General features: G+C 35.6%; 11 protein-coding genes. 3 read left to right on the top strand and 8 right to left on the bottom strand.

Annotated features, from left to right (window positions below):
* Positions 1-10: 10 nt before the first annotated feature.
* From VK91_RS19120 to VK91_RS19090, 8 genes are all read right to left on the bottom strand, one after another.
* Positions 11-1,459: an S-layer homology domain-containing protein gene (locus VK91_RS19120; protein ID WP_048395125.1), complete on the bottom strand. Its 1,449-nt coding sequence runs from the start codon at positions 1,457-1,459 to the stop codon at positions 11-13.
* A 183-nt stretch (positions 1,460-1,642) separates the two neighbouring features.
* Positions 1,643-3,304: a hypothetical protein gene (locus VK91_RS19115; RefSeq protein WP_048395123.1), complete on the bottom strand. Its 1,662-nt coding sequence runs from the start codon at positions 3,302-3,304 to the stop codon at positions 1,643-1,645.
* 145 nt (positions 3,305-3,449) lie between these two features.
* Complete coding sequence (locus tag VK91_RS22595) at positions 3,450-3,623, bottom strand: YjfB family protein (protein ID WP_081011007.1); 174 nt, start codon at positions 3,621-3,623, stop codon at positions 3,450-3,452.
* 135 nt (positions 3,624-3,758) lie between these two features.
* Positions 3,759-4,340: a ribosome biogenesis GTP-binding protein YihA/YsxC gene (yihA, locus tag VK91_RS19110; RefSeq protein WP_048395121.1), complete on the bottom strand. Its 582-nt coding sequence runs from the start codon at positions 4,338-4,340 to the stop codon at positions 3,759-3,761.
* 3 nt (positions 4,341-4,343) lie between these two features.
* A complete protein-coding gene (gene lon / locus VK91_RS19105) occupies positions 4,344-6,668 on the bottom strand; it encodes an endopeptidase La (RefSeq protein ID WP_048395119.1) in 2,325 nt (774 codons plus the stop codon).
* 230 nt (positions 6,669-6,898) lie between these two features.
* Positions 6,899-8,170, bottom strand: a complete 1,272-nt coding sequence (gene clpX, locus VK91_RS19100; RefSeq protein ID WP_036075657.1) for an ATP-dependent protease ATP-binding subunit ClpX — start codon at positions 8,168-8,170, stop codon at positions 6,899-6,901.
* 681 nt (positions 8,171-8,851) lie between these two features.
* Positions 8,852-10,141 carry a trigger factor gene (gene tig, locus VK91_RS19095; protein ID WP_048395116.1) on the bottom strand — a complete coding sequence of 430 codons (1,290 nt, stop codon included), beginning with the start codon at positions 10,139-10,141 and terminating at the stop codon, positions 8,852-8,854.
* A 118-nt stretch (positions 10,142-10,259) separates the two neighbouring features.
* Complete coding sequence (locus tag VK91_RS19090; RefSeq protein ID WP_048395114.1) at positions 10,260-11,243, bottom strand: hypothetical protein; 984 nt, start codon at positions 11,241-11,243, stop codon at positions 10,260-10,262.
* A 218-nt stretch (positions 11,244-11,461) separates the two neighbouring features.
* Between VK91_RS19090 and VK91_RS19085 the strand changes: the two genes are divergently transcribed.
* The 3 genes from VK91_RS19085 (at position 11,462) to qoxA (ending at position 14,741) form a co-directional block, all read left to right on the top strand.
* Positions 11,462-11,926, top strand: a complete 465-nt coding sequence (locus VK91_RS19085; RefSeq protein WP_048395112.1) for a hypothetical protein — start codon at positions 11,462-11,464, stop codon at positions 11,924-11,926.
* Positions 11,927-12,166: 240 nt separating this feature from the next.
* Positions 12,167-13,009 (top strand): DUF2785 domain-containing protein, encoded by an 843-nt coding sequence (locus VK91_RS19080; RefSeq protein WP_048395111.1) that lies wholly within the window; start codon positions 12,167-12,169, stop codon positions 13,007-13,009.
* 826 nt (positions 13,010-13,835) lie between these two features.
* Positions 13,836-14,741: a cytochrome aa3 quinol oxidase subunit II gene (qoxA, locus tag VK91_RS19075; protein WP_048395109.1), complete on the top strand. Its 906-nt coding sequence runs from the start codon at positions 13,836-13,838 to the stop codon at positions 14,739-14,741.
* The last annotated feature ends 37 nt before the right edge of the window (positions 14,742-14,778 follow it).

Below are 14,778 nucleotides of genomic sequence, written 5' to 3'. Positions count from 1 at the left end.
CATCCTTTCTTTAGTTAAAGAACAATATGTCATCACGATAGTTTTGTTTTAAGTCATCCTCTAAATATTTCAAGAATCGTTCTAAAACAACTGACGCCTCTGCACGCGTTAGTGGTTTATTTGGATTAAAACGACCAGCAGCATCACCAATCATTAAGCCAAGTTCATTCGCTATATAGATGCCATCTCTCGCATAATTTGGAATCTGTTTGTCATCTGTAAATTTAGTTAAGTAGCCAGGATCAGGTGCTCTATTTTCAAGTCCTAAGGCACGGACAAAGATAGTTGCAGCCTGTGCGCGATTAATAGCATTGTCTGGCTTAAAGTAGTCAGCTGATACACCTTTGATTATCCCTTTATTTAACGCTGATTCAATATAACCGTAATCTTTGATAGAACGCTTCAAGTCTTTAAAAACACTTGTAGTAGGTGTCTTTTTTGATTTCTTTTCTTCAAACACACGTAAATCAACCGCTTTACCAATAGCCGTCGTAAAATCAACACGTTTCATTGGTGTATTAGGAGAAAAGAAGTTACTTGAATCTGAGTAAATACCTAGAGAATAAAGTTTTTCAATTGCTTCTTTCGCATAATGGGTTGTTAAATCTCTGAATTTAGGAATGATAAGACGTTCAATTGTCGGCATGTACTCTGTATCTAAATCAAGTGTACCTTTTTGTCCTGAAGATAGGTCGTATGTATATTCAGAAATAACATCCTTTTCACTTACGACTGCATATCCACCTTCAAAACTCCCTAAGCTACCGAGATTTTCCTCATAATTTAAAACACGTGATTTACTTGTAGATAAACGATTTTTCACATGACTTGTTTTACCATCACTATAAGAATAAACAGATTCCGTGATTTGAGTTTCTGTCGCACCCCAGAAGTTCTCATAGCCTGCATGTCGACTATCTGTTTCAATTGTTACTGTGTTTTGAACAGCATTTTTTCCTTTTCCTGTTTCAAAAGCATAGGTTTTTCTAGAAATAATATTTCCTGAGTAATAATCAGAGGCTGCACGATTATCAGTAACTGTTCCTTGTGAAAATTGATAATCGACTAAGGAATAAGTAATGGCGCCAATTGTGATTTTTTCAGTGTATTTCTTCACTTCACCATTGGATGTTTTTTGACCAAGAACTGCATAATCCACTACATCTGATTCATAGGCAATATTTCTTGTCAATGTTGCGCCATTGCTTGCTGTTAACTTCATGCTATACGTTTCAGTTAATTTACCTTTTGATTCTTTTTGAGCAATTTTAATATCTTTACTTGTCCCTTTAAAAATAACAGGTGTCCCTGAAAGGAACACAGCTTCTTCATATGTATATTCGTTTTTTACAGCACCTGTTGTTTCTAATGAAGCGGCTGATGCATTGAATGGAATAGTTGTTCCAATCAAAAAGACAGCAAGGACTAGAAACATTATTTTAGATAATTTTTTTTGCATTCGCTTTTCCTCTCTTTCACTGTGCATTTGCGTGCATAATGAAGCTTGTTTCTAATATAACTAAAAAATCTGCTCGTCTTGCGAATATATACACAATTTAGCCTATTCGAAGTAACTTCTTCATCTTTCGATTATGAAACATATTCGCATGAGACTCGCAGATTTTTTAGTTTAATATTTATGCTAATCTACCAAAATAAAATGAGCTTTAACAAATCGATCTGATAATACAACTAACCGATCAGATGGCTGTAAGTCAGAAGCTTGAATCACCTTACCTGCTTTAATCAGTGTCGCTTGGTCAATATTCATATTAACCATTTCACCCGCTTCATACCAACGACCATTTTGCCATTGACTAACACTCTTGACATTAATGACTGCAGGATACGTAGATTTCACAGACTGTAATTTCCCTGCAAGCATTAGAGGGGCAACAGGTTTAGCCTTGTCTAAAATATGAAGAGCTTGTACATGGCCTTCCTTCACATAGAAATAACCATAGTCTCCCTCAGATAAGTAAAGTTCAATATCTGGCATGACACTATATGTTTTATTGCCGTCATCTACCATGGCTTTCGTTGAATTACTAACTGACAGTACAGTACGATCTGCTTTCTTGAAAACATTTGATTCAATCTTCATCGCATCGTCAATTTCAATTACATATCCATCTGCTTGAGATAAGCGTCCATAATATAATTCATGACCTGCGAGATTAGGTGACATGAAGCTATCACTTGTAACTTGTATTACTTGGGCATAGTGATCACGAGTAGCACCATCAGCCACGACAAAAGCAGTACCATATGCCATAAGACCAGTAGGTTCAATTAATCGTCCATTTCGAATTAAAATAGTTCCATTATGGAAATACATTGTTCCTGCTGTTTTCAGTTTCAGTAGTTGGTAATCTGTATCAACAGACAGCATTGGTTCGTAATATGTTCTTTCATTATTTTTTAATACGACAATTTTCTCGATTACTTCCTTACCAAATTGTTTAACGGTCGCATAGTATGCTTCGCTACCTATATAATTTTTCAGCTGACCTTTCTCGACTTTTGTATTCCCAACATAGATTGGTACTTTGGATGTAAAAGGCATAGTTGAAAGATCATTTGTTGTTTGAGAGCCAAATTGCCAGTTTACAAAGGCATGCTGATTTTTCACGGTAAGCTTGTTGGCATTAGGATTAACCGCTTGTATCTCGCCTTTATATAAGTTTTCAACGAGCGTACCTGTTTCACTGATAGCTACCTTTGATATGATTGAGGAAGTTTTATTTTTGAAACTTAATTTAACTCGATCCCCAACGTATAATGCACTAATATCTGTTGCAGAAGAACCTTTTTGATAATTGGTTTCTTTGTTTAAATAGTATGTCGTTTCTGTGCCAACATCTGGTTTTACCATGATAAATAAACCATTTGGATCAATACTCGTGACGACACCAGCAGTTGTTTTACCGTTACTGCTTCCTGTTGATGGTACATTTGTTTCTGTTGGTGTATAAGAGGTACCGCGAAGTTCAACAACACTTCTAAGAGAAATTTCAGCCTCGACTTCCATCCCCATCTTAAAACCCTCAATCGTTGTAGACGTATTATTAATATATAATCTAGTATTTTTATTAATATTAAAGGTTACTGTTCGTCCACGATCATTTTCCAATGTAATTTTACTAAGTTGCTTTTCTATCGTACCATCAGGCTTCGTATATTCCGAAAACGTTACATCAACAAATGTCCCTGTCACTAGTTGGGCTGCTTTAGCAGATTGATTAAAGGAAAAACCAACTATCATCAGTAACGTAATCATCAGTATGTATAAATATTTTTTCAAAAAACCTGCCTCCTTACTAATTATTAGTATATCGTATTATTGGTAGTTTTTCTTATTCGAAAAGTTACATTTTAGGCCTTCTTGAATTTATTTCTAAAAACAAAAGTTGAGGTAGCTTTTAACTTCAAGCTACCTTGCCTACTACTCATACTTGAATATCAATTGTATGTCCGGCTGTTGGATGTGGAGCATCTAACATTTCAACTAACTGTTCTGTATTTTGCTGTTGCATTTCCATTGCCTGTTTCGTAACAGCTAAAGATACATTTTGCATAAGTGTTGCTTGGTTCATTGCCATCGATAAAGCTGCGATATCCATCTAGTCCACCTCCTATCTAATTTATCGGACAAATAGTTTCATCATCAAGTATTTTCCCTAATTTTCTACACCACTCGATTGAAAATACAAAAACATCTATTGTCCTAACGGTTTAGATACAATAGATGTTTTTTATTACATTTTATTTTCGATTGTTTTCCAAGCTTCCTCAAAGCCAAGACCCGTTTCTGATGAGAAGACAATAAGTGAATCACTTTTTTCCATCTCCAGTGTCTCTTTGACAATTTTCTTATGTTTATCCCATTTACCTTTTGGAATTTTATCTGCCTTCGTTGCAATGACAATGCAAGGAATATTGTAATGCTTTAAAAAATCATACATCATACGATCATCAGCTGTCGGAGGATGTCGCAAATCTATAATTTGTACGACTGCTTTTAACTCCTGGCGTCCTGTAAAATAGCGCTCGATCATTTTTCCCCATGCCTCACGCTCTGTTTTAGAAACCTTTGCATAACCATACCCTGGAACATCTACAAAAAATAGCTGTTCTTCAATCTTATAAAAGTTAAGGGTTTGTGTTTTACCAGGCTTAGATGAAATACGTGCTAAAGCTTTACGTCCGATCATTCGATTTATGAAGGAAGACTTTCCTACATTCGAACGACCTGCTAATGCAAATTCTGGCAGTCCATCTTCTGGATATTGGTCTGGTCGTACCGCACTAATGACCATTTCGACATTATGGACTTTCATTTTTTAAAAACCTCCGTCCAGCGCATAAGCTAAAACTTCATCAGCCGATGTCACTAGTTTAAATGTTAGTTGCTCACGTACACTATCAGGAATATCCTCTATATCACGTTCATTATCCTTTGGACAAATGATTGTCGTTAATCCTGCACGGTGAGCGCTTAATGTTTTTTCTTTTAAGCCGCCGATTGGCAATACACGGCCACGCAAGGTAATCTCACCTGTCATACCTACCTCGCGGCGAATCGGGCGATGTAGAATAGCCGAAACGATAGCAGTTGCCATTGTAATACCAGCTGATGGTCCATCTTTAGGTACAGCGCCCTCTGGTACATGGATATGAATATCATGAGTATCAAAAAATTCTGCATCCACATTAAGGTGTTCCATCTTCGTACGAACATAGGATAAGGCTGTTTGAGCCGATTCCTTCATTACTTCACCAAGCTTACCAGTTAGTTGTAACTTCCCTTTACCTGGTGTTAAAGAAACTTCAATTTGTAATGTATCTCCACCAACTGTTGTATAAGCAAGTCCAGTAGCGACACCCACTTGATTTTCCTTTTCAGCCTGTCCATAGCGGAAACGATGTTTACCTAGTAAATCTTGTAATGATTTTGAGCTAACCGTTACGCGTTTTTTCTCACCAGATACAATTACTTTGGCAATTTTACGGCAAAGCGTAGCGATTTGTCGTTCTAAACCGCGAACTCCTGCTTCCCGAGTATAATAACGTATAATATCAGTGACTGCTTCATCTTTGATTACCACTTGCGTTTTTTTCAAGCCATGCTCTTTAAGCTGCTTTGGTATAAGATGATTTTTTGTAATTTGAGCTTTCTCGATTTCAGTATAGCCTGCAATAGATATTACTTCCATACGATCTAATAATGGTCCTGGGATGCTACTTAAATCATTGGCAGTTGCAATAAATAACACATTAGATAGATCATATGGTTCCTCAATATAATGATCACTAAATGTATTATTTTGCGCAGGGTCTAAAACTTCAAGCATGGCTGCTGCAGGGTCACCTCTAAAATCATTCGACATTTTATCGATTTCATCTAATAAAAATACTGGATTAATGGTACCTGCTTTTTTCATTCCTTGAATAATACGTCCTGGCATTGCACCAACATACGTACGTCGATGTCCGCGAATTTCCGATTCATCTCGAACACCACCTAAAGAAATACGAATAAATTTTCGATCTAAACTTTCGGCAATGGAGCGAGCTAATGATGTTTTACCAACACCTGGAGGCCCTGCTAAGCATAAAATAGGTCCTCGCAGTGAATTTTTCAGCTGACGTACTGCTAAATATTCTAGAACACGTTCTTTGACTTTTTCTAATCCATCATGATCTCGGTTTAAAATATTTTCAGCATGGGCAATATTCATGCGATCCTCTGTAGCATTTGTCCACGGTAATGAAATAAGCCAATCAATATAATTGCGAATAACACCGCTCTCAGCACTAGCTCCAGGTATTTTTTCATAGCGATCTAATTCTTTCAGTGCTGCTTCCTTTGTTGTTTCTGGCATACCAGCTTCGTCGATACGCTTCCGTAATTCTGCAACTTCTCCAGTTTTCCCTTCGCGATCTCCCAGCTCCGTTTGGATAGCTTTCATTTGCTCACGTAAATAATATTCCTTTTGCGTACGCTCCATTGACTGCTTTACTTTGGAATTAATCTTCTTTTCTAGATCCAATACTTCCTGTTCATCATGCAAGCGAATAATTAAATGATCTAGTCGTTTTTTAACGCTTAGCATTTCCAATACTTCTTGCTTGTCGGCAATTTTAAACGGCAAATGAGAAGCAATAATATCAGCTAAACGGCCAGGCTCTTCAATATCCGTTACAGTATTGATCGTCTCAGTTGTAATTTTATTGGAGGATTTTGCATATTTTTCAAAATACGTCAACAATGTCCGCATCAATGCTTGTGTTTCTACATCTTTTTCCGTTGACTCCTCTTTAATTTCAATATCGACAACCGTATACTTCTCTAACGCACGATAGTTTTTCCACGTTGCACGAGCAACTCCTTCTACAAGGATACGTAACGTGCCATTTGGTAATTTAAGCATTTGTTTGACATAAGCAATTGTACCAACTGAATACAAATCTTGCTCTTCAGGTTGTTCATCGTGCATTTCTTTTTGTGTTACCAATAAAATCATTTGGTCCTCTAACATTGCCTGCTCAAGCGCCGCTACAGAACGATTTCTACCCACATCAATATGTAACACCATCGATGGGAATACTAAAAGTCCACGCAAAGGCAATAATGGTACATTTGTTGTTTTTTGTATTGTCACCATGCGGGCATTCACCTCCGTCAAAATTTTCATGTTAACATCCCGCGCTACTAGTATGTGTTTAAAAAATTGATTCACACTAGATATTGAAGCGAGCCAAAAATTTCTTCAAGTTACAGCTGGCTTTATGTAGGAATGAATAAAAAGCTGACTGTCGATATGTGCGAATATTGCACAATCGAAGTCAGCTAATTACTCTCTATCTCACAACGGTAGACAGCCACGTCTATTCATTATGCTGAAGTTTTAGTGTCGCTACCTTCATCGAGTTCAGTGCCATCTTCAAGAAGCAATTTCGGTTTTTCTTTATCCGTAATTGTTTTTGCTGTAATGATACATTTTTTCACGTCTTCACGTGAAGGTAATTCGTACATTACATCAAGCATTGTTGACTCAATAATTGAACGAAGACCACGCGCACCTGTTTTACGTTCAATTGCTTCCTTAGCAATTGCCACAAGAGCATCTTCATCAAATTCAAGCTCAACGCCATCTAATTCAAGCATTTTTTGATATTGCTTGGCTAGTGCATTTTTCGGCTCTGTTAAAATTTGTACTAGTGCTGCTTCGTTTAATTGCTCCAGACTCGCAAGTACAGGTAATCGACCAATGAACTCTGGTATTAAACCAAATTTCAATAAATCCTCAGGAATCAGCTTGGACATGATAGAACCTTCATCTACATCTACTTTATTCGGATCTGAACCGAATCCTATTACTTTTTCACCCTGACGTCGTTTAATGATGGTTTCAATACCATCAAATGCACCGCCAACAATGAAAAGAATATTGGTTGTATCGATCTGTAAGAATTCTTGATGAGGATGTTTTCGTCCTCCTTGTGGTGGAACACTTGCAACTGTTCCTTCAAGAATTTTTAGGAGTGCCTGCTGAACACCTTCGCCGGAAACATCTCGTGTAATAGATGGATTTTCCGACTTACGTGCAACCTTGTCAATTTCATCAATATAGATAATCCCTTTTTCAGCGCGTTCGATATCATAATCAGCTGATTGGATTAACTTTAATAAAATATTTTCAACGTCCTCACCAACATAACCTGCTTCAGTTAAGGAGGTAGCATCCGCAATAGCGAATGGAACATTTAAAATACGTGCTAACGTTTGAGCTAATAAAGTTTTACCGCTACCAGTTGGGCCGATTAACACAATGTTCGATTTTGCTAATTCAATATCATCAATTTTACTATTCGTATTGATACGTTTATAGTGATTGTAAACTGCGACTGCCAATGCTTTTTTAGCACGCTCTTGTCCAATTACATACTCATCTAAAATCGTTAAGATTTCTTTTGGTTTTGGAATATCTTGGAATTCGATCTCCTCTTCTACACCTAGTTCCTCTACAACGATCTCTGAACAAAGCTCGATACATTCATCACAAATATAAACACCTGGACCTGCAACTAATTTACGCACTTGTTCTTGTGGTTTTCCACAGAATGAGCATTTTAAATTGCCTTTTTCATCATTAAATTTGAACAATATGTTTCACCCCTATTCAAGCAACAATCTTACAAGATTATTGAACCTTTATCAAATAAATTGTCTGCATCATTTACGCCTCAGTAATTATGCATGTGTAGATTATAACGCATCGTCATGTACTTTACTTCATTTGTCTTTCGAAGCATGCTATAGGAACCTGCTTACTTCGCCACCTTATACTGCTATAAAGTTACATTTATTCACTTCCGACACACTACAAACTACTGATCTCTATTTATAAATCTACTACATTCATCAACCAAGGGTATATCACTCAAAAAATAAATTTTATTTAGTTAGAACCTTTCTGAATGAAGTTAAGTTTAGCATCGTATCAATTTCGCCTTGACTCTAATAGCGCCAGGACTTCAATCTAAATCCTTGCCGCATGCCAGCAGGCACTATCTTCATTCAGTCGTGGTTTAAACACACACTAAAAAGGTTAAAAGGCTTACAGCTCGCCATCTATGTGAGATGGTAGTTTTTTGTACCTGACATTATACTTTGGATACAAAAACATCTGCTGAATGAAGATAAAAACTAAAACAATACTATGTATAAGTGAAGTATAAAGTGAATTAAATGTTAAGGGGACTGATTGCTAAGAGTTTATGTGATAAAACAAGGCACGGAAGAATGCCGTACCTTGTTTTTTTGGGTATCTAATTACACAAAATCTTATTCAGTAATTTTAGCGTTTTCTACTAAAAATTCAACTGTTTTTTGGATTTTGATGTCATTTTCAAGTACTGCTGTTCCACCTAAAGCACTTGTGATTTGATCTTTTGTCATGTTAAATTGAGCAGCCATTTTTTCTAATTCTGCTTCAATATCAGCTTCAGATGCTTCAATTTTTTCAGCTTCAGCAATTGCTTCAAGTGTTAATGATACACGCACACGGCTTTCAGCTTCTTCTTTCATTTGGCCACGTAAGTCTTCTTCTGATTGACCAGAGAATTGGTAGTAAAGGTCTAGATTCATACCTTGCATTTGTAAACGTTGACCAAATTCTTGTAACATACGATCAGTTTCAGAGTTGATCATACCCGCTGGTACTTCAAAATCCGCATTTTCAGCTGCTTTTTCTACAAGCTCATCACGAAGAGCTGCATCTGATTCTGTTTCTTTTTGAGCTGCAGTTTGTTCTTTAATTTTAGCGCGTAAAGCTTCAACGCCTTCAACTTCTGGATCTAATTCTTTTGCAAATTCATCATTTAACTCAGGAAGAACTTTTGTTTTAACTTCTTTCACAGTTACTTTGAAAGTAGCTTCTTTACCAGCTAATTCAGCTGCATGATATTCTTCTGGGAATGTAACAACAACATCTTTAGATTCGCCAGCTTTAACACCAACTAGTTGCTCTTCAAAACCTGGAATGAATGAACCTGAACCGATTTCTAGTGGATAGTCTTCACCTTTACCACCTTCAAAAGCTTCTTCGCCAACGAAACCTTCGAAGTCGATCACAGCTGTATCACCTTCTACGATTGCTTCGTCTTCTTTGATTTCAAGCTCTGCTTTACGAGCTAATTGATCTTGAATTTGTGCATCAACTTCTTCATCCGTTACTTCTACTGGAAGTTTAGATACTTCTAGACCTTTATAGTCTCCTAGCTTTGGTTCTGGTTTCACTGTTACTTGTGCAGTGAATGTGAAATCTTGGCCGTGTACAAAGTTTTCTGTACCAGCGATTTCTGGGTAATCAACTGGCATAATTCCAGCTTCATCAATTGCTTTTGCATAAGATTCAGGAACGATGATTTCTAATGCATCTTGGTATAGAGATTCGATACCAAAACGTTGTTCAAACATTTTACGAGGCATTTTACCTTTACGGAAACCTGGTACGTTAATTTGTTTTACAACTTTTTTGAACGCTTGGTCCATTGCTGCGTCGATTTCTGCAGCAGGTACTTCGATTGTAAGAGTACCGATATTACCTTCTTGTTTTTCCCATTTTGCTGACATGTATAAATACCTCCAAATAAATAATCAAGTTTAGATGTTAGACAATTCATTCGTAACTACGATTTTGACAACCATTTTAGTATAACATAGATGTGTATAGTTTCAACTTATTTCATACCTAATGTAGTTCTGTTAGCTTTTCTAACATTTGTAAAAAGTCAATGATTTCATAGTCCATTTCTTGTACATTTCCAAGCATCGCTAAGACAAAATCAATATAACTATAGGCAACATCATCTGCTTCGAACGGGTGCCATTCAAATGGATACGTTACAATGGCATGCTTTGCCATTAAATATTGTACCATTTCCAAAGTCGATGGGTCTTGTTCTAGCTTCACTTCTAGTATATTTTTTATTTCTCCATACTGCGGTAGCTGGTTAGGCAATACTAATTCAGTAGGATTAACAACTTTGGTTTGATTGAATTTGGCTACTGTAACATTGATAGCTACTTCTTGTTCTACTAATAATATAAGTGCTAGACTCTGGACAAACGGATGGATCGTGGAACATTCAATAATCTCTTTCAACGGCTCTTTTAATTGTCTTACATTTGTATCCATAAGTCGATGTAAGCGAATGGATTGCTCATTTGGACTAAGTGCCCTAAATTTCTCAAGGTCATATTCTTGTTCTTCTATTAAACGTTGTGCATTTTCTTTTTTTTCTAGATTCTTAGACACTTCACTATTCAAATTTTTTAAGCGTTCAAATTTTTCAATTTGATCCTGAGGCAAAACATTTTCTTCAAGTAGCGTTGAAATTAATGACTCTACTTGATGGTATTCTTTTAACTGCATGCATACGGTAATGTACAATTCCATGATTTCTACATAAAATGACGTACCCATTGAAAATAATTGCTCACAAACATCCTTTGTCTTGCTATAGTCCTTTAATTCATACAAAGCGAAAGCATAGGCACTAAGAGCAAATTCATCTCCAGCTTCGTACACAAATGCCTTTTCAAAGCTTGCCACCGCTTTTTCATACTGAAAATTTTCAGCAAACATATGTCCTTCACGTATTAAAGTTTGGACAGCGCCCGGAAAAACAACAACATTGTCATGTTTAATGACATGACGCTTTCTTTTTGTCATTTTTCTCACCTCATTGTTCTAATTTTTCATTTCTGCTATTTACTAAAAAAATCCACAAGTTTCTTGTTTTTAACAAAAAATTATTGCTTTTGCATTCATATTTTGTAATAAATTGTATTATAATTAGAATAGTCTAAAATTTATCACAATAATTCGCAGACGCTTCCCCTTTGTTGTCTGCATCAAGAAAATCAAGTTCTTAACAAGGAGTGGAATCCATGCAATTACTTGATACAATTACAGAATTTGATCATTGTATCTCATCTGCATTCGAGGCATTATCGATTAAAGTCATTTCAATTTCTACAACGGACGGCCCTTTTCAAGATAAGCCGATAGAATTTGAACTTTTAACACGCACCAAAATAGATGTCTACACACAAGAAGCCAGCACCTATATTTTAAAAATTCAAGGGTGTATTCCTGGATCTATTGCACTTGGTCATCAAAACGAGTCTCTTTCCATTATTCCTCAAAAAGTAAACATTGAATGTAACTACAAGCTGCTACATGTTGATAAAAAAGATATGCATCAGATTTTACAACATCCTGAACCAAATCGTCACTATAGTGAATGGCTCATTGATGCAATCAAAAATGCCAATATTCTTGTCGAGTTAAAGACAAATCAACACACGCTCACTGAATGGCCAATTGGCATTAAATCAGCAGTCATTATTTAGCTAGACAAAGACATACTTAAATAGGTATGTCTTTTTTATTGTTCACATTTTAGTTTTACCATTTTATTGCGTTTCTATCATAACAACTTTCTATAGTTTCTGGAAATAATATTGTAAAAATTATGTTTTAAAGAGGACATTCTAACTGTGCTTGATTAAAATGAAGGTTTCAAATTTATCCCTTCGAAATGAAATGGCGCTATAATATAAAATACAAAAATAAGTTGGGGGCTTTTTTACATGGATATTAAAGAATCATTACAGTCTTTTTCTACAATGACACTGTCTGAGCGTCAGACATTTATGTTCGAACATAGTGATTGGCTATTACAGGATATGTTAGCCCATATTGGCTCAGTTGATGCCGAATTACGAGACCAGCTCATTTATCGCACCTTTGTTGATTTACTAAGTGATAATTTATTGAGTTCTCAACAAATTCAATATTTGTTTGATACAGTTACAGGTGAGGATTTTTTATATTTACATATCGGAGATAAAACAGAGGATAGTGTCTTTACTCGTTCTTTTTCTGCTTTACTAGTTGCAGGTCTTCTTGCAAAGGACGCTGAATTACTTGTTTTAAGAGATGAAGACCTACAAGTGTTCTTTAAAAAAATTGGCCGTTATTTGTTATTAGAACAGGATATGAGAGGATATGTTCAGGGAAAAGGATGGGCACACAGTATTGCACATGGTGCAGATTTAGCTACAACAACAATAAAACATCCAAAATTCGATTTACAGTATGCACCATCCATTTTACATGCATTAAAACTTGTCACTTGGAAAGAAACAGTCTTTGTTAACGATGAAGAGGAACGTTTAATTAATATAGTGGATGCATTATTGCTTCAAAATTACTCAGAGGAAGCACTGATCGAATTTGTTGAGCAGGCTTTTGATAAATTTGAAATGCATTTAATGACACAAGGTTATAATGAGCTCTTCTTTAGTGGAAGAACTTGTACCTTAAACTTTATGAAAACACTGTATTTTTCTTTGAAAATGAATAATAAAGCTCCACAGCTTCAAAATACGATTTATGGACAAGTAGCCAAATGGCTGAAGCTTGGTGATTGACAGGTAATTTTAAAAATGCTGAATTACACCGCTTAATTCTTGATAACATAAATTTTTTCTAAAATACTAGCAAACTAAGAACTGGCTTAGTTTGCTTTTTACTTTTCAAATAAAACAAATGAAGTAAAAATATGGATATTAAAGAAAACCTATTATTATATTAACATAATTAATATTTCACTCCATTTATTCCCTCCTCGCTCATTCCTTTCATTGAAAATTCAACCTATTGTTTCCATAAAACGTCATTGCATCTACTCCTTTTTTGGATAAAAGGCAAATAAAAAATCCCAATAGGTCTGGTATGACAATGATTTTATTACAAAACAGCGTCTAAAATGTGAAATACCATTTTTCACATTTTAAATTATTTACTTAGGTAAACATCAGGAATGCAGTATTTTCAACGTTTACACAGTGTTTAATAAATAAAACCTATAAATACCAATACTAAAATAACGATTTTTGTTCAAAAAATGTTCAAATTCAATACCGCTATACTATCATTTTCATAACAAAATTATGTTTTTTCTTAAAAACAGGGCGTATAATCCAATGTGCAAACAACGAGAGATTGTGACAATCGTAGTTAACCAAGTATGTATTTAAACGATTGCGCAAATCATTGATTTTGCTAACGCTTGCATCAGATCAATCAACACTAGATTTTATGTTTCATATTGAACCATGCCATTGTAATTTCTTAAGTTGTTGATTGATACGCCAAGATAAAAGAGGTGACCTCAGTATCAACTATTTGTAAATGTGACACTGACAAAAAACACATGAATTTTATGAATAGCCGTTCTATAGAAAGGAGTCAAACATGAAGAAAAAATTAAGTTTAATGTTAGTAGCATTGAGTGCGATTGCTCTTCTTGCTGGATGTGAACCATTAACAGTGTTCAATCCAAAAGGACCTAATGCTGAAACATTATCAAACACAATTATCTTATCCATTATTACAATGGCCTTTATATTGCTAGTCGTGTATGTGCTTTTAGCCTTTATGCTTACAAAATATCGTGCATCAAAAGCAGCTGCAGATTATGAGCCTCCTCATGAAGAAGGAAGTCATCTGCTTGAAATTACATGGACAGTAATTCCAATTATTATCGTAGCATTTTTAGCTGTAGTGACAGTAAGAACAACATCTACAGTAGAAGCTCAACCAGCAGGTTATGACGATAAGGAGCCTTTAGTGATTTATGCATCATCATCAAACTGGAAATGGCACTTTAGTTATCCAGAAGAAGGTGTTGAAACAGTTAACTATGTAAACATTCCGGTGGATCGTCCAATCGAATTTAAGCTTTACTCATTTGGTCCAATTACAAGTTTCTGGATTCCTCAATTAGCAGGTCAAAAATATGCTATGAGTGATATGTTAACAACAATTCACCTTGCAGCAGATGAAGTTGGTTCATTTATGGGACGTAACTCTAACTTTAATGGACGTGGCTTTGCAGAAATGGAATTTGAAGCACAATCTATGACACAAGAAGACTTCGATAAATGGGTTGCTGATGTTAAATCGAAAGAGGCACCATTAACAGAAGAAAAATTTGATGAGCTTTTAGAGGCAGAACATGTTGGGCGCCAAAGCTTCTCATCTACACACTTAGACTTTAGACCAGCTCCAATGGAACATGGTAAACACATGAATATGGATGAAATGGATCATGGGGACATGTCTGAAGAAGACATGAATAATGAACATTCTGGTCATTAATTTGATTTTATCGTTGAACGAATCGAGACATTAATTT

Origin of the sequence: Lysinibacillus sp. LK3, from assembly GCF_001043675.1 — a bacterium.
Classification (GTDB): domain Bacteria; phylum Bacillota; class Bacilli; order Bacillales_A; family Planococcaceae; genus Lysinibacillus; species Lysinibacillus capsici.
This window is presented reverse-complemented; position numbering and strand designations above follow the sequence as displayed.

Excerpts from the sequence above, each read along its gene's own strand:
- yihA (WP_048395121.1), bottom strand. The coding sequence starts at position 4,340 with ATGAAAGTCCATAATGTCGAAATGGTCATTAGTGCGGTACGACCAGAC.
- VK91_RS22595 (WP_081011007.1), bottom strand. The coding sequence starts at position 3,623 with ATGGATATCGCAGCTTTATCGATGGCAATGAACCAAGCAACACTTATG.
- VK91_RS19090 (WP_048395114.1), bottom strand. The coding sequence starts at position 11,243 with ATGACAAAAAGAAAGCGTCATGTCATTAAACATGACAATGTTGTTGTT.
- lon (WP_048395119.1), bottom strand. The coding sequence starts at position 6,668 with ATGGTGACAATACAAAAAACAACAAATGTACCATTATTGCCTTTGCGT.
- VK91_RS19085 (WP_048395112.1), top strand. The coding sequence starts at position 11,462 with ATGCAATTACTTGATACAATTACAGAATTTGATCATTGTATCTCATCT.
- tig (WP_048395116.1), bottom strand. The coding sequence starts at position 10,141 with ATGTCAGCAAAATGGGAAAAACAAGAAGGTAATATCGGTACTCTTACA.
- VK91_RS19120 (WP_048395125.1), bottom strand. The coding sequence starts at position 1,459 with ATGCAAAAAAAATTATCTAAAATAATGTTTCTAGTCCTTGCTGTCTTT.
- VK91_RS19080 (WP_048395111.1), top strand. The coding sequence starts at position 12,167 with ATGGATATTAAAGAATCATTACAGTCTTTTTCTACAATGACACTGTCT.
- qoxA (WP_048395109.1), top strand. The coding sequence starts at position 13,836 with ATGAAGAAAAAATTAAGTTTAATGTTAGTAGCATTGAGTGCGATTGCT.